This window comes from Shewanella sp. KJ2020 (genome assembly GCF_024197625.1).
GTDB lineage: Bacteria > Pseudomonadota > Gammaproteobacteria > Enterobacterales > Shewanellaceae > Shewanella.
Genome location: NZ_JAKUKD010000032.1, coordinates 315080 through 331780 on the forward strand (window position 1 = coordinate 315080; position 16701 = coordinate 331780).

Genomic DNA, 16701 nt, shown 5'->3' on the forward strand with positions numbered 1-16701 from the left:
CATCTTTTAGCTCGCTTATTCTTAGTTTACCCGGCTAACTATCTCGGATTGAGTGGACTTAAGGGCAAATGTGTATTGCTTGATGGCCGCTTGTCATAGGCTTTGACGGCGGCAAGTAAAGCACTGATAGCCACTTTTAAATCTGTCGATTGGTTTACTTCGGCCTGAGCACTTTTAGCATGAGCACTTTTAGCTTGAGCGCCATAGGCGGATTGCTGCAACTGGCTAATGGCCTGTGATAGTGCCGGTGAAAGTGATGCAATTTTATCTAAGGTCATGGCGCAGCCGTGCATTTGGCTAAAGTATTGCTGTAACTGCTGCAAAATATCGCTGGCTTGACCTTGGGCGCAGGCCTGCTCCAATCCCCTTAACCCAGAGACGCTGGCAATCTCCGGTTGGTCATGGTGAATAAGCGCTTGAGGGTTGCGGGCGCGGCGCCAGGCAATCAATGTGATCACCCAAAGGATCAACGTCACCAGCCAGAGTGCCGCAAAAACCTTGGTTAACCAAGTTCCACCGCTATCGGCCGCTGAGTTCGCTTGCCATGCTGGTGCTGGTGGCACATCGGTGCTTACACCCCCTTTGACTATGATAGTGCGAGCAGGCAAGGTTGCCGTTTCTTGGCGCTTGAGGCGCGGATTCCACCAAGGTACTTTGACTTCGGGCAAGGTAAAAGTACCTGCCTTGCTGGCCACTATCGCCGAAGTGATACTGTACTGGGAGATCACTTGGGCATCGCGTACAAAGGTTTGCCGTTGGGGTTTTTCAGGGTAAGACTTAAGCTCACTGGGCAATGCTGGGACTATATCCGGTAAACTGTTTTCATCGGCATTGGAGGCCAAGAGCGTAATAGTGCGAGTGATAGGACTACCGACGGTAAACTCGTTAATCTCTTCAGGAAAATTCTCCTTTAAGGCGACTAAATCTGCGACTAACCACTGGCCTTGGAAGCTTTCCGGTGGTGGATTAATCTGCACCGTTAAGGAGGGTGCCCCCGCTTGCATTGGGCGGCTTTCGTTAAAACCAAACATACCGCCGCGGCGTTGGGATTCGACTAGAACATCACCTGAGAAGGTGGCGCCTTTAATATTCACTTGGCCGGGTAAGTCGGGAATGATGCCATAGGTGCGTTCGATTACACGGTAGCGGCGGCCATCGACAATCTCTGAACCATCTTTATCCTCGCCAATTTGTTTAATTTGTGCACCTTCAACCACGGGCGCATTCAATACGCCCCGTTGTAACTCTACCGCTAAATAGAGTTTTACTTTGTAGGTGATTAGCTGCCCGACATAGGCCTCATCGGTCGAAACTTTAGCATCGATAAACAAGTTATTGGCTTGCATTGGCTGGCTGCCACTTTCAACCACTTTTAGCGGAATTTCGGCGGAACTGACCCCATCGATACTAAAGGAGGGAATTGTCAGTTGTCCCTTTTGTTTTGGGGCGAGCAACACTTGCCAGCGGGTTTCTTTAACCGCATCGAAATTCATGATCTGGGTGCTGCGACTGACACTGGTGCGTCCCACTATGAAATCTTTGAGCAGAATCGAGGTATCCAGTTTTCCCGTATCCAGTTCATCGTCTGCGCTGATATTCAGTACAAAGTATTCCCCTTCCATCACAGGGTTGCGATCGACCGATGCCTCTAATTTTGTGAGGGCATAGGCAGGACTCAAAGCTCCGATTGCGAGGAGTAGGAGGATAAAAAAATGTTTTTTTACCACTGTTCGTTATCCCTTGATATTTGGCCATTTTGACGGCGTTTTTGATATTCGAGTTGCATTTTATTGCGCAGTAACACTTGGGGATCCTCACTTACGCCCCGTAGCGCCCGCTGCATTTGTGCGGGAAGCAGTGAGCTTTCGGGCGGTGGCGCTTCGATGGATTCACTCATCGCCGCCTCTTGTTTATCTTGCGCATTTTGTGCTTGTGCTTCCTTGGCGCCAGCGCTTTGCTTTTCCTCCTCTGCTGACTGTGGCTCCTTCGCATCGGCTTTAGCCTGCGCTTGCATTTTAGCGTCATTATCTACAGGAGAATCGTCTAGGGACTCATTTCCCGTCGCATCCGGCTGACTCTGAGCATTGCTATCCTGCTGATTTTGTTCAGACTGCTGCTCTTGATCCGTTTGCTGCTCTGGGCTTTGCTCTGCATTGGTATTCTCCCCTTGCGCATTAGACTCTTGTCCTGCCCCATTTGGCTGTGACTTATCTTGGTCAGATGAGGGATTATCCTGCGACGCTTGTTTGTCGGACTGTGGTTCACTTGATTGTGGTTCACTGGATTGTGGTTCACTGGATTGTGAATCATCGGACTGTGAGTCACCGGATTGCTGCTCCCCTTGTTCGCCTTGGTTTTTACTCTGCTGATTTTTATCGCCCTGTTGATTTTGCTGTTCTTTTTGCTGCTGTAACAGTTTTTCGGCGAGCTCAAGGTTAGCCTTGGCCTCGGGGAAGTGGGGCTGTTTTTCAAGTGCCGCTTGATAGCGCTCCTTGGCTTCATCGGGTTTACCGAGTTGCATCAAAGCATTGCCTTGATTGTAGAGGCCTTGGGCCGAGCTATCTTGCTCGAAGGTTTTTAGCGCTTGCGCAAAATCCCCGGCTTTATATTGGGCGCTGCCTCGCCACTGGGGCGACTCAAACTGCTTAGCGGCGTTAGCATAATCTTGGGATTGATAGGCTTGCATTCCTTGTTGATCCGCTGTGTTCCATAAGTCCTGCCACACACTGGCTTGGGCAGGCTGAGGCGCAGCCGCGAGCAGTATGCCGCCCGCGAGAGTAGCAAATCCAATGCTTGCAACTATTCCTTGCCTAAAACTGAAAAGGGCGGGGAGCAGTAATAACAGGGCGAGATAAGGGCCGAGGTCTTGCCAGGTTTCACCGTCAAGATCTGTGGCTTTGGCATCAGATGTATCACTAAGCCACTGCTGGAGTTGGCTGAGATCCTCTCCATAGGTACTATATTGAATTAACACACCTTTGTTGTTTTCTGCCAGTTTATTCAAAAGGCCGAAGTCCGTTTTAGCCACCACAACCTCGTTACTGCTATCCCGTTGCAATTGACCGTCGGGTAACCGAATAGGCGCGCCCTCGTGGGTGCCAAAGCCAATAACCGCGAGGCGATATTCTGTCCCATTGAGCACTGAGTTGGCGGCGTCAAATTGTGCCGGCGAGATCCCATCTGTCATTAGGATAATATCACCGCGAATATGGCCACCTTGGGCAAGCAGACTTTTTGCTTGGGTGAGCGCGGCGGCGAGATTTGAGCCTAATACGGGCATAATCTCTGGGCTTAAGGTCGGCAATAAATTGAGCAATGTGCCTGTATCGCGGGTTAATGGGCTGATAGTAAAAGCATCCCCCGCAAAGGCGATAAGGCCGGTTTCACCTTCTTTGAGCGCTCGCAGCAGATCCGTCGCCCTAAATTTGGCTTGGGTTAAGCGGTTAGGGGTAACGTCGGTGGCAAACATAGATACCGACATATCCATCACCAGTACGCGGCCTTGTTCGGTGGCAAATACGGGCAAAGATTGCTTATTCAGCGCAGGGCCCGCTAGGGCTAAAGTGGCAATCAGCCAGCTAAATGCCAATAAATGCAAAGGACGGCGGGATTTTTTAGCGCCTTGGGTCACTAACATCTTGGCTAAGTGCGGCGCAATATAACGATTCCATGCGCTATGGCTTTGATGCTGACGAGCCAGTAGCCACAGGACTACAGCAAGTGGCACTAAGGCTAATAGCCATTCTGGACGGATAAAATGCATTAATTCTCCCTCCGTGATCTCGTTAAATTAGGTCGTTTACCCCAGGATGCAAAGAGGGGGAATTGGCCAAGTGCAATCCAAAGGCTAGTTAATAATGCGAGCGCGAGTGGCCAATAGAACAAATCCACCTGGGGACGATAGCTTAACTGGTCGCGACTTACAGGCTCGAGCTTATCGATTTCTTGGTAAATCTGGTCTAGCTCCTGGCTATTGCGGGCGCGAAAATAGCGACCATGGGTAACATCGGCGATATGTGTTAGCTGTTTTTCATCCAGATCCATTGAAGGATTAACCCGCTCACGGCCAAAGAGTGTACGGCGCTCCATCACATCGGCCCCGACACCCACAGTGTAAATGGTGACTTTGCGATTAGCGGCAATCTCGGCCGCTTGCTCGGGTTCGATATTGCCCGCGTTGTTAGAACCATCGGTCAATAAAATTAACACTCTATTACTTTCATCCATTTTATCGAAACGTTTTACCGCCAGTGCTATGGCTTCACCTATGGCGGTTTGCTTACCGACTAAGCCAATTTGTGCTTCCTTTAAAAATTGCGCCACCGAACGTCTATCTTGGGTGAGCGGCGCCTGCAAATAGGCGTGATCGGCGAAGAGAATTAAACCGATACGATCGCCCTTGCGGCGCTCGATAAAGTCACTGACAACGTGTTGAATTAAAGTGAAACGGTCGACGGTTTTGCCGTTTATCACCATATCTTCAATTTGCATACTGCCGGATAAATCTACCGCCATCATCAAATCGCGGCCTTGGCTTGGTAGTTCGATAGGCTCCCCAAGCCACTGCGGACGGGCGATGGCGAGCACTAACAGGCTCCACATCAACCAGTAGCGTTTGCGGCTCTGGCGCGTGTTGGCCGCTAAGCTTTGCTTGCCCGTTTGGCTTATTCCGGGTAATTGCAGCCGGCCACCGTCCACTTGTACTGTGTGTTGGCGCCAAAAAATTAAAGGTAAAGGCAATAATATCAATAGCCAAGGCCAGGCAATGGTTAACATTGTGCCTCCGGTTGTTGGGTATCCGTTGGCAGGATTGGCGCATGAGTTTGAGCCGTTTGAGCAAGAGCCGGCTTAGGCGCACTCATTTTTGCTTTCGATGCCAACCAAGCCTGTGTGAGTTGATGCAATTCATTGGCTTCAGCTAAGGTCAATGGCGTTGCCTGATGGCGTTTGGCTAATAAGGGGCCGAGACGTTGGCGTTTGGGCTCGGGTAAATAGCTGTCCAACCAAGTCGCCCAAGCCTCGCCATCTAAGGAGGCTATCGTTTCTCTGCTGAGGTAGCTCATGGCGGTACGTTTTAATAGGCTGTTGACGTCAGAGGCATAGGACGGCGCTTGCCTATCAAGTTGACGGAGTAACTGTTTTGCGGCTTTTTTAGGCGCTAAATAACGGGTGCGTTTTCTTAGCCAGATAACTAAGAGTGTGATGAGGGCAATCAAAAGTGCTAAAACCAGCCAATAACCGATTGCCCAAGGCCAAGCGCCGATCGGTTCGGGATTAATAATATCCTGCAGCTGTGCAAGGGCCGGGTTTGGCGCCGTAGAGGGCATAGGGACCGTTGCCTGTGGATTTGCTATTTCTGAATTCACTGTTGCTGGATCCATAGTTAACGCAATAATTCCAATTGATGGGCGAGGGGAGCACCCGCATCGATAAGCTGAGTGCGCACGCGCAGTTGCTGCATCATAGTGATAAAGTCACTTTGCTGACGCTGCTGAATGTCGAGCCAAGCCTGATAACTGTGGCGGGTAAGCACTAAGTCTTCATCCCCATCCCGTACCGGTAAACTAAAGTTGTGCGGTAACGGCAGCGTGCCTTGTCGCAGGGGATCGGTAACAAGATAGGCACCCATATCGCAATGGCGCTTAAGCTCGGTGAGCGGCGCGATACATTGGCGGCTAAAATTACTGCCATCGGTAATGATCCAAATTAAGGAGCCGGGTTTAGCGATGCGTTGTAATCGCTGGCAGGCCCGCAGGATATGATCAGGATCGCGCTGGCCGCTGCCAACATGATTGAGCTGATTTTCGTGAATGCGCCGAAGTCCTGAGATCAATTGCAATATGCCCTGACGGCGACTGCGGGGTTTGAGCTCTAAATGCTCAGATTCGCTTGCGATCAAGGCGCCGAGCCGATCGCCATGGTTAATCGCATTCCATCCTAAGGTGGTGGCAAGGTGCCCCGCTTGCACGGATTGCAGCAATAAACTCGAACCAAAATACAGGCTTTGGCTTAGGTCGAGCAGCAATAGAATAGGGCGTTCACGTTCTTCCACAAAGAGTTTGGTATGGGTTTGCCCCGTTCGAGCGGTAACACGCCAATCAATAGTGCGCACATCGTCGCCCTGTTGATAGTGGCGTACTTCGGCAAACTCCATGCCACGGCCTTTGATTAAACTACTGCGATGGCCAGCGAGATTTGCCCGGGCTCGGCTATTACGTTCGGGCATCGCCTTCGCAATATTCTGACAAGCCAGCAGCTCTTTTTCCGTTAAATGTAAGCCATCGGCAAAAAGCGGCATAGGTGCTTGGCGCGCGGTGTCAATCATGTCATTTCACCTTTAGTCTAGCGTTAAGGTACAGCAACTTGACTCAAAATGTGGTCTATGACCTGATCGCGGCTGACGCCTTCTGCCTGTGCTTGGTAGCTGAGTAATAATCTGTGTCTTAACACATTTGGCGCGACAGCTTGAATATCTTCCGGTGAAACAAAGTCTCGCTCATGCAGCCAAGCGCGGGCGCGGGCGCAGCGTTCTAACGAAATGGTTGCACGCGGGCTGACGCCGTATTCGAGCCATTTTGCGAGTTCATCACTGTAGCGTGTGGGCTCACGGGTCGCCATCACGATTTCGACTATGTACTTTTCGAGCGGTTCGGCGAGGTAGATTTCCATGGCTTCGTCACGGGCGGCAAAAATATCCGCTTGTGCAATCGGCTCAGTGGTCGGCAATTCGTGGGTGAGCGCTTCTTTACGGGATTGACGCAGAATTTCGAGCTCAGTCTCGCCGCTTGGGTAGTCTAGATTTAAGTGCATCAGAAAACGGTCAAGCTGCGCTTCGGGCAGCGGATAAGTGCCTTCGTTCTCTAATGGATTTTGGGTGGCCATGACTAAAAACAGCGGCGGTAGCTTATAGCTGTGCTTACCAACGGTGACTTGACCTTCGGCCATCGCTTCTAGCAGTGCAGATTGTACCTTGGCGGGTGCGCGGTTAATTTCGTCCGCCAAGATTAAATTGTGGAAAATCGGCCCCGCTTCAAATTCGAAGGTGCCGGTCTGCGAGCGATAGATATCAGTGCCGGTCAAGTCGGCGGGCAGCAGATCAGGGGTAAATTGAATGCGGTGGAAATCCCCCTCAACTCCGTCACATAAGGCTTTTACTGCACGGGTCTTGGCGAGTCCAGGTGGGCCTTCAACTAATAAGTGACCATTGGCAATTAGTGCAATGAGCAGATTTTCGGTCAGTACTGGCTGCCCTAAAACAACCTTATTTAGGTAAGTGCGTAGTGCGTGGAAGCGACTCAAAGGCATGATGCTACTCGTTTTCTTCTGTTGAAAATTCGTGTGTGGGGTATAGACAACCACTATGGTAAAGAATTCCCTTAGGGTTTGGCTAGTGTTAAAAAAACAAACAGGTGTTTAAAACTTGCTGACAAGAAGTTAGAATCAGATCACACTTTAATGGTCAGACCTGTTATTGGGCGTTTTTCGCCGTAAAACAATGGGTCAAACACGGAAATAGCTAGCGCCGCCTGAAATCTCTCAGCGATTGCGCACATAAAGAGGGTGACAAATGAGTGATAGACAACAGGTAACCAATGCCAAGGGCGAGCGTATCGCGATAGTTGCGGGTTTAAGAACGCCATTTGCAAAGCAAGCCACGGCATTCCACGGGGTATCGGCGCTCGATATGGGCAAAATGGTGGTCAATGAATTATTGGCGCGCTCTGAACTCGATCCTAAGCTGATTGAGCAATTAGTCTATGGACAAGTGGTTCAAATGCCAGCTGCACCGAATATAGCCCGTGAAATCGTACTCGGTACTGGCATGAATGTGTCAACCGATGCCTATAGTGTCACTCGCGCCTGTGCGACTAGCTTTCAATCCACTGTCAACGTGGCCGAATCTATCATGACGGGTAATATCGAAATCGGTATTGCGGGCGGCGCCGACTCTTCCTCTGTATTGCCTATCGGTGTGTCGAAAAAATTAGCTCACGCGTTAGTCGATTTAAATAAAGCCCGCACGTTTGGGCAAAAATTACAAATTTTCCGTCGTTTAGGTATTAAAGACTTATTGCCTGTACCGCCTGCGGTCGCTGAGTACTCGACGGGCTTGTCTATGGGACAAACCGCTGAGCAGATGGCAAAAACCTACAATATTAGCCGCGCCGATCAAGATGCTTTAGCACACCGCTCACACACCTTAGCAAGTGAAACTTGGGCTTCGGGCCATTTGCGTGACGAAGTGATGGTTGCCCATGTGCCACCGTATAAGCAGTTTATCGATCGCGATAACAATATCCGCGAAAACTCGGTACTGGAGTCATATGCTAAGTTGCGTCCTGCATTCGACAAACAACATGGTACTGTGACGGCGGCCAATAGTACGCCACTGACGGACGGTGCGTCTGCGATTATCCTGATGAGTGAAGGTCGAGCCAAAGCCTTAGGTTATCAACCTATTGGTTATATTAAGAGCTACGCCTTTAGCGCCATTGATGTGTGGCAAGATATGCTGATGGGGCCATCCTACGCGACGCCACTGGCGTTAAAACGCGCTGGAATGGAATTAGAAGATCTTACCCTGATTGAAATGCATGAAGCCTTTGCGGCGCAGACATTAGCGAACATGCAGATGTTTGCTTCGAAAAAATTTGCCGAAGAAAAACTCGGCCGCAACCGCGCGATTGGCGAAATCGATATGAGCAAGTTTAACGTGCTCGGTGGCTCGCTCGCTTATGGTCATCCTTTTGCGGCAACGGGAACCCGTTTAATCACCCAAGTGTGCCGTGAGCTTAAGCGCCGTGGTGGTGGAACTGGCCTAACAACAGCCTGTGCGGCCGGTGGTTTGGGCGTGGCAATGATAGTGGAAGTGGAGTAATCGGCATGGAAAAGACCTTTAATTTAACCCGCCGCGACGACGGCATTGCCATTTTGACTATGGATGTTCCTGGCGAAACCATGAACACCCTAAAAGCACAGTTTGGTCCTGAAATCAGTGAGATCCTGGCTGAGTTTAAGAGCGATCCTCATATTCGTGGACTCGTGCTGATCTCGGGCAAAAAAGATTCTTTCGTTGCTGGCGCGGATATTTCTATGCTCGATGCCTGTAAAACGGCGGGCGATGCCAAAGCCTTATCCCAGCAAGGGCATGTGGTTTTTAATGAGTTAGAAGCCTTAAAAATTCCTGTGGTTGCCGCAATCCATGGGGCCTGTTTAGGCGGTGGTTTAGAACTAGCCTTAGCCTGTCATCAAAGGGTATGCAGCGACGATGGTAAAACCATGCTCGGCGTACCTGAAGTCCAACTTGGGCTATTGCCTGGTGGCGGTGGGACTCAACGTTTGCCACGTTTAGTCGGTATTACCACTGCCTTAGATATGATGCTCACCGGTAAACAAATTCGTCCTAAACAAGCCTTGAAAATGGGCTTAGTGAATGATGTTGTACCACAAACCATTTTGCTGCAAACCGCAGTTGAGATGGCGCTTGCGGGTAAACGTGCACCGAAACCTGTTAAAAAGTCACTCGTTAATCGAGTGCTTGAAGGCACGAGCTTTGGCCGTAACATTATTTTCGATCAAGCGACTAAACAGGTCGAAAAGAAAACCCAAGGTAATTATCCGGCACCGGCCAAGATCATTGACTGCGTGCGTCAAGGTATTGAGAAGGGGATGCAAAAAGGGCTAGAAGTCGAAGCCAGTCACTTTGCCGAATTAGTGGTATCGAAAGAATCTGAAGCGCTGCGCAGTATTTTCTTCGCGACCACAGAAATGAAGAAAGAAACCGGCGCTGGGGGTGCGAGCCCGCGCAAAGTCAAAAAAGCGGTGATCTTAGGCGGTGGTCTGATGGGCGGCGGTATCGCCTCTGTGACGACCACTAAGGCTAAAATCCCTGTTCGCGTAAAAGACATCAGCGAAAAGGGCTTAAGCAATGCCTTATCTTATGCCTATAAGTTGTTGGATAAAGGGGTAAAGCGCCGCCATATGACGCCCGCTGCCCGTGACAATTTAATGGCACTGATGACTACAACCACTGAGTATAAAGGCGTTAAAGATGCCGACATCGTTGTGGAAGCGGTATTTGAGGACTTAGCGCTTAAGCATCAAATGGTGAAAGACATTGAGCGTGAGTGTGGTGAGCACACGATTTTTGCGTCAAACACCTCATCTTTGCCTATTAGCCAAATCGCCGAGGCGGCGACACGTCCTGAAAATGTGATTGGTCTGCATTATTTCTCGCCAGTGGAAAAAATGCCGTTGGTGGAGGTGATTGCTCACGCTAAAACGTCGCCAGAAACCATTGCGACTACTGTCGCATTTGCCCGTAAGCAAGGTAAAACACCGATAGTGGTGCAGGATGGCGCAGGTTTCTACGTGAACCGTATTCTGGCGCTGTATATGAATGAGGCCGCGCAATTGCTACTCGAAGGCCAAAGTGTTGAGCACTTGGATAAAGCCTTAGTGAAATTTGGCTTCCCTGTGGGACCTATAACTTTACTCGACGAAGTGGGTATCGATGTGGGCGCTAAGATTTCACCAATCCTTGAGAAAGAACTGGGTGAACGTTTTAAAGCGCCAGCCGCATTTGACAAGCTTTTGGGTGACGATCGTAAAGGCCGCAAAAATGGTAAAGGTTTCTATCAATACGGCGCATCGAGCAAGAAAGCGAAAGTCGTCGATGAGACTGTGTATGGCGTATTAGGCATTAAGCCTAGCACCAATAAAGACGCCAAGGCGGTTGCCGAGCGTTGTGTCGTGCAAATGCTTAACGAAGCCGTGCGTTGCTTGGATGAGGGCATTATCACATCGCCAAGAGATGGCGATATTGGCGCTATTTTCGGCATTGGCTTTCCGCCATTCCTCGGTGGCCCATTCCATTATATTGACACTTTAGGCGCCGCGAACTTAGTGCGAATTCTTGAAGGTTATCAAAGTCAATTTGGTGACAGATTTGAGCCCTGTGAGCGCTTAAAAGCGATGGCGCAAGAGAATAAGCGTTTTTTCTAAGCCATTTGTTTTTAGTCCTTCCTCATAAAGTTGAACAAAAAAACGGCAGTTGATTGCCGTTTTTTTATTGCCATAAGGCATATTTTTGCCTAAAAAGTGGTCACAATAGGGGCGGGTATCTTGTATCATCCGAGCCCTCGAATGGAAACTGCTGACGCTAACTGTTTTGTTCTTAGTGAGGAATTTTTACTGAGGAACGTTACTGAGTTCTGTGCACATAACTTATTTAACCATTTGAGTGGATTACAAAAAAGGGCTAAGGAAAGTGAGTGCGTGAGCACTTTTTGATAAGGGAAGATATTTCCTAACGATATGATTTTATTTGTTTCTAAAGGGGTTATTTGTGGTCTTGCTGATCGTTTTACTTGCATTTATCTCGGCTTGGTATTTTGGCTTGGCAGCATTTACCGCAGGTCTTTCTGTTAAGTATTGGGCGATAGTGGGTTTTATATTAGGCCCTTTGGCTTTTCCGCTCTTTACTGCCCATAGTCATTTGGCACTGAGGAAGATACGTTGCCAGAAAGAGTGGATGTTAGCGTTCTGATTTATAAGTATTTATAGATTTTTGTAACTTTATCTAGTCATCTAGGTATTTAAAAACTAAAGGGAGCTATGCTCCCTTTATTGTTTTCTAAGCTGCGCTAGCTTAATTTCAGTTAGCAGTATCAGCTAACTAATTGTCACTGTCGGAAATTTAGTTCCACCAACCCTTTGCAGAAATCACTTCGAGGTGATTTAGGCCTTCAGGCAATTTAACTTTTTTACGCGCAGGCTTAGATAAACCGAGTGCTTTTTTTATTGAATTTAACATAGTCACTCTCCTAACCTAATTAATGTTATGCAAGTTCAGAGTTAATGAATTTAACGTAAGGATGTCCTGCAATTTCAATGGGTTTGAACTTGACGTATGGATGTCCGGCAATTTCAAAGGGCTTGAATTTGACGTATGGATGTCCGGCAATTTCAAAGGGCTTGAATTTGACGTATGGATGTCCAGCAATTTCAAAGGGCTTGAATTTGACGTATGGATGTCCAGCAATTTCAAAGGGCTTGAATTTGACGTATGGATGTCCAGCAATTTCAAAGGGCTTGAATTTGACGTATGGATGTCCAGCAATTTCGAAGGGTCTGAATTTAACGTAAGGATGGCCTGCAAGTTCAAGAGGAGTTAACTCCGTAGCTGGTTTTGCATTAACTGCCAGAGTCTTTAATTCTAAATTTGTATTATGTTCAAGTGCTAAGCTATTCGCTACAAAACCAATAGAAGACAGTAATGCAGCAGCTAATATTCCTTTAATCATGTCCATTCTCTCTCAGGTAGTTGATATTGATTTATTATTGACACTGAGATAACTAATGCATCTGTTGTGCCAATGTTTCAAATCGCAATCAAATTGAGATGGATATGATTAAATTATGTTGATTTTAGTGTTTGATTTTGCCATGTCCTGTTGAAGTAACAGGGTAAACTCAGTCTCTTTTATCGCTTTGCTAAAAATGTAGCCTTGAATTTCTTCACAGTTGAGTGCACGTAAAATATTTAACTGTGCGGTTTGTTCTACGCCTTCTCCTACCACAGAAAGTCCCATATTGTGGGCAATGGTAATGATAGAGTCGACCATCTTTAAATCGCGGTCCGACTTATCTATATCATCAACAAAGGCTTTATCTATCTTAAGGGTATGAATAGGAAAACGTTTTAAATAGGATAGCGATGAGTAACCCGTTCCAAAATCATCTAAAGCTAGGCTCACCCCCATTTTGGTAAGTTGTTGCATAACGATAATGGCTGTTTCTGGCTGTTTAATAACAGTACCTTCGGTTATTTCTAATTCAAGGTGGCATGCAGGTAACTGAGTCAGTCTTAAAATTGACTCTATTCGTTGCTGAATATCGGGTAGGGCAAACTGACGTGACGATAAATTGACGGCGACTCTACCGTTGAACAGACCTTGCTCCCGCCATTTCTGGGCGGCGAAACAAGCTTTGCGTAACACAATCTCACCAATTTCTACAATTAATCCATTTTCTTCCGCGAGAGGAATAAAATCATTAGGCGGAATTAAACCGTGAGTTGGATGATTTAATCTTACAAGTGCTTCCATGCCTGCAACACGGCCGCGCTTCAGATCAACCTTAGGTTGATAGTAAACTTCAAATAGGTCTTCTTTTAATCCTTCTCGTATCAGATTTTCAATTTCTAGTTGTCGAATCGCATGCTGATTTAATGATTCAGAATAAAATTGATAGCAATTGCCGCCAGCGGATTTTGCATGGTACATGGCAATATCTGCTTTTCTGAGCAATGCTTGCTCATTTTGCTCATCCTCAGGGTAAAGCACGATACCTATGCTGAGTCCTAAGACTAATTGTTCATGATTAATATCAAAAGCGGTCTTAAAAGCTTCTATGACTCTTCCGGCCATTACCGCACTGGCGCTAATATCTGAATCTTTATCTAGTACTATGGCAAATTCATCTCCCCCAAGGCGGTAAATACTGGTGTTTCTTGGGAGTGATGATTTGATTCTTACCGACACTAATTTGAGTAATTGATCTCCAATTTGATGTCCTAAGGAGTCATTAATACGTTTGAAATTATCTAAATCTAACACCATTAAGGTGTGGGATATTTCTTTATTCACCAAGTTACTTAGGGTGACTTGTAAGTTTGAGCGGTTAGGTAGCCCAGTAAGAAGGTCATTGTTGGTTAATTTTCTGAGCTCTTCTTCCTGCTGCTTACGTCGAGATATATCAGAAAAAACACCTACGTAGTGTGAAAGTTCACCAAGCTCATCATAAATAGCATCTATGGTGAGTTCCATATGAAAATGACTCTTGTCTCCTCTGGCAGCTTCGACTTCGTTAGCCCAGCGGCCTTGTTGCTTAAGCATTGTTCGAATTTGAACCGAAAATGACTCTGGATACAAATCAAATGTTAATAAATTGCCAATAAACTCGGAGCGGTTTCGTAATGAAATTTTACAACAGGCTTCATTGACTTCGACAAAACGATATTCGCTGTCGAGAATAAACATGCCTTCTGAAATGTTTTCAATTGCTTTTTCGAATAATTTTAGCTGTTCTTCTTTTTGCTTAAATTGGCTAATATTTTTAATGGTTCCTGTCATTCGCAGGGCGTTATCTTTGTCATCACGCTCCACAATTTTAGCGCGGTCTAAAATCCACACCCAATTATCATCTTTACCCTTTACCCTATATGCCGCTTCAAAATGGTCTGTTTCACCGTAAAAATGTTTATTGAGAGCCTCTCGTACACGCTCTTGATCCATTGGATGGATATTACTCTCTTCATCCGATTTGCCCGAACGGTGGCCATCGCGTGGGAATTCTAATGCTCCCCAGATATTGGAACGAAAAATATTGCCTGTTTCTATATCCCAGTCCCACATCTCATCGCCGCTTCCCCATAGGGAAAGTTTTAACCTCTCCTCACTAAGTGCTATTTGCCTTTGAGTTTCTCTACGGCGTAAAATAGCTTTTACAATGATGAATAAAATAAATATTGAAATTACTATATATATGATTCTTGCTTGAAATGATGACCACCAAGGAGGTGTTATAATTATATCTAATTCTTTTGTTACTGCTTTCTCACCTGAAAGGGAATTAACTGCATATACTTGAAAAGTGTACTTTCCTGGTGATAGGTTTGTATATGTAGCCGAGTTTGTCCCGTTTGCAGGTATCCATGTGTCTGAAAGACCAAACATTCTATAGTAGTAATTGGTTGAAGCATCATCTGACATCGGTGATGTAAAGTTAAAAGAAAATGGATAGTCAGAATATTTTAGCGATATTTGAGTTGAGGCTGAAATTGATTGTTTTAAATATTTGCTATCTTGATTCTGAACTATATTGAATACTAGAAAGTCAGATATTTCGGTTTTATTTTTATTATTTCTTTTTATGTAATTAATTACATCTTCAGGAGATACCAAACTAATCCCATTAAGGCCTGCGAGTAGTATATGCCCATTTACATCAATTCCATTTGGTGAGTTATACTCGTATTGGCTACCATTTGATGTTCCTAAGGTGTAAAAAGCTTTAGTTTTTTTATCAAAAATAATGACTTCGCTTAATGAAGATGCCGTTATGTAATTGTCACTGTTAACAATGGAATAGATCTCTTTGTTATTGGATAGTATCTCTGAAATACTATTGTCTTGTTTATTATACGACATTAATGATGTCGATGTTCCGAAATAGATTCCGTTGTCGTTTTTTTCGATGCTATAGGTTATTTCGTTACTTAAATTTTTTAGATGTCCACTTTCATACTTTGCCAATCCACCTTGACCTGCTATATATAGTAATTCACTTGATTCTAATTCTATATCAAAAATAGGGTCGTTATTTTTAGTGTCAATAAGGTTGGTAATTTCTCCATTGTTAATGATTAAGATTTCTCCATTTGGTGTTCCTGCAGCTATTGTAACGCCTCGAGGATCAATAGATAATGATGATATAGTTTTTTTGCTAATTAGTTTTACGGAATCGCTTGATTTTAAGTATAACCCATCACTTGTTCCAAAATAGAGTCCGTCATCATTTAGTACTGAGTATTTATATCCTTTTACTTTAGTGTCGAAACGTTCGATTAAATTAAAGCTGTTGTCAAAAAGGTTTATTTTTTCAGATTCTGATGAAACTAAAAAGCCTCTGGGATTTTTGGTAAGGTGCCATGTGTTCTCTGTTGCTAAATTAGTTTGTTGGACTAGGTTGTTTACTTTTTTTATAACGCTAAAACCATTATCAATGCTGCCTAATATAAAGATATCTTCTGTTGCTATAAATGTAGATATATTATCGGTGCGAGCGGGGGATGTATTCCCGATAATAATATTACTGGAAATGTTGATTATACTTTCACCAGTAAAGCCATAAATATTATTTTTATACTTTAAAAGTTGAGAGAAAACGCGATGATCAATTTTTTTAATTTTATCGTTGTTATATTCATATAGCCCATCACTTAATGATATAAGCAGGGAGTTATCATTATTTTCCTCAAAATCAATTGTTTTGCGTGTGATTTCTTTTAACTCAGTGTTGGTGAGTTTAAATAATGTACCAGCGTAGTCTTTTATGTAGTAGTTATCGCCTACTTTAATTGTTTTTTTTATTTCACTTAACCCTTTTTGTGAAAGTTCGTAGACCTGTTCTTTGCTATTTATATCTATGATCGCTTTGTTTGTTCCTGCTATTATACTGTTTTTATTAGAGTTGAGACTCCATATAGGTGATTTTTGTACCGAAACACCATAAGGAGTAAATGATTCTTGGAGTTTATTATATATGACTAAGCCATTATCAGTTCCTATATATAAAACACCTTTGTCATCAATTAATAAACTTCTAATAAAAGAGCTAGGTAGACTATTTTTGGCATCATTAGCATAAAAATGTTTAAAACTTTTTCCATCAAACCGGTTTAGCCCGTTGAATGTCCCTATCCAAATATAGCCATCGTGATCTTGAACTATAGATGTCACAGTGCTCTGAGAGAGTCCTTGCGGAACACCAAAAGATTGTGATTGTAGAATAATTGGAGATTTATCTGAAAAGGGGGACGCGCTTACATTCTCGAATGCACTAATGCATAAAACGATGAGTAAGACGATTTTCAAGAGTGCTTTAGGCATAGTGTTTGTTCTTGTTATCCGATGATGC

General features: G+C 45.4%; 11 protein-coding genes. 3 read left to right on the forward strand and 8 right to left on the reverse strand.

Annotation, left to right across the window (positions count from 1 at the left end; genetic code table 11):
* Positions 1-38: 38 nt before the first annotated feature.
* Genes MJO46_RS19400 through MJO46_RS19425 form a run of 6 tightly spaced genes read right to left on the reverse strand, consistent with a single transcriptional unit; the run spans position 39 to position 7305 of the window.
* The gene (locus MJO46_RS19400; protein WP_253990721.1) at positions 39-1727 is read right to left on the reverse strand and encodes a BatD family protein; all 1689 of its coding nucleotides are present in this window, start codon (positions 1725-1727) and stop codon (positions 39-41) included.
* On the reverse strand, positions 1721-3763 hold the full coding sequence (locus MJO46_RS19405; RefSeq protein WP_253990722.1) for a VWA domain-containing protein: 2043 nt from the start codon (positions 3761-3763) through the stop codon (positions 1721-1723). Before MJO46_RS19405 ends, MJO46_RS19400 begins: the two co-directional genes overlap by 7 nt.
* A complete protein-coding gene (locus MJO46_RS19410; RefSeq protein WP_253990723.1) occupies positions 3763-4776 on the reverse strand; it encodes a VWA domain-containing protein in 1014 nt (337 codons plus the stop codon). The genes MJO46_RS19405 and MJO46_RS19410 overlap by 1 nt, the downstream gene beginning before the upstream one ends.
* Positions 4770-5381 (reverse strand): DUF4381 domain-containing protein, encoded by a 612-nt coding sequence (locus MJO46_RS19415; protein ID WP_253990724.1) that lies wholly within the window; start codon positions 5379-5381, stop codon positions 4770-4772. Before MJO46_RS19415 ends, MJO46_RS19410 begins: the two co-directional genes overlap by 7 nt.
* A gap of 2 nt (positions 5382-5383) precedes the next feature.
* Entirely contained in the window at positions 5384-6325 is a 942-nt protein-coding gene (locus MJO46_RS19420; protein ID WP_253990725.1) for a DUF58 domain-containing protein, read from the reverse strand.
* A gap of 23 nt (positions 6326-6348) precedes the next feature.
* Entirely contained in the window at positions 6349-7305 is a 957-nt protein-coding gene (locus MJO46_RS19425; RefSeq protein WP_253990726.1) for a MoxR family ATPase, read from the reverse strand.
* Between the two features lie 262 nt (positions 7306-7567).
* Here MJO46_RS19425 and fadI point away from each other — a divergent pair, with 262 nt between their 5' ends.
* The 3 genes from fadI (at position 7568) to MJO46_RS19440 (ending at position 11548) form a co-directional block, all read left to right on the forward strand.
* Entirely contained in the window at positions 7568-8878 is a 1311-nt protein-coding gene (gene fadI / locus MJO46_RS19430; RefSeq protein WP_253990727.1) for an acetyl-CoA C-acyltransferase FadI, read from the forward strand.
* Positions 8879-8883: 5 nt separating this feature from the next.
* Positions 8884-11004, forward strand: a complete 2121-nt coding sequence (gene fadJ / locus MJO46_RS19435; RefSeq protein ID WP_253990728.1) for a fatty acid oxidation complex subunit alpha FadJ — start codon at positions 8884-8886, stop codon at positions 11002-11004.
* Between the two features lie 343 nt (positions 11005-11347).
* Entirely contained in the window at positions 11348-11548 is a 201-nt protein-coding gene (locus MJO46_RS19440; RefSeq protein WP_233095514.1) for a hypothetical protein, read from the forward strand.
* 292 nt (positions 11549-11840) lie between these two features.
* On the opposite strand, the gene MJO46_RS19445 is transcribed toward MJO46_RS19440, so the two are convergent.
* Positions 11841-12305 (reverse strand): hypothetical protein, encoded by a 465-nt coding sequence (locus tag MJO46_RS19445; RefSeq protein WP_253990729.1) that lies wholly within the window; start codon positions 12303-12305, stop codon positions 11841-11843.
* A gap of 108 nt (positions 12306-12413) precedes the next feature.
* Positions 12414-16673, reverse strand: a complete 4260-nt coding sequence (locus tag MJO46_RS19450; protein WP_253990730.1) for an EAL domain-containing protein — start codon at positions 16671-16673, stop codon at positions 12414-12416.
* Positions 16674-16701: the final 28 nt, after the last annotated feature.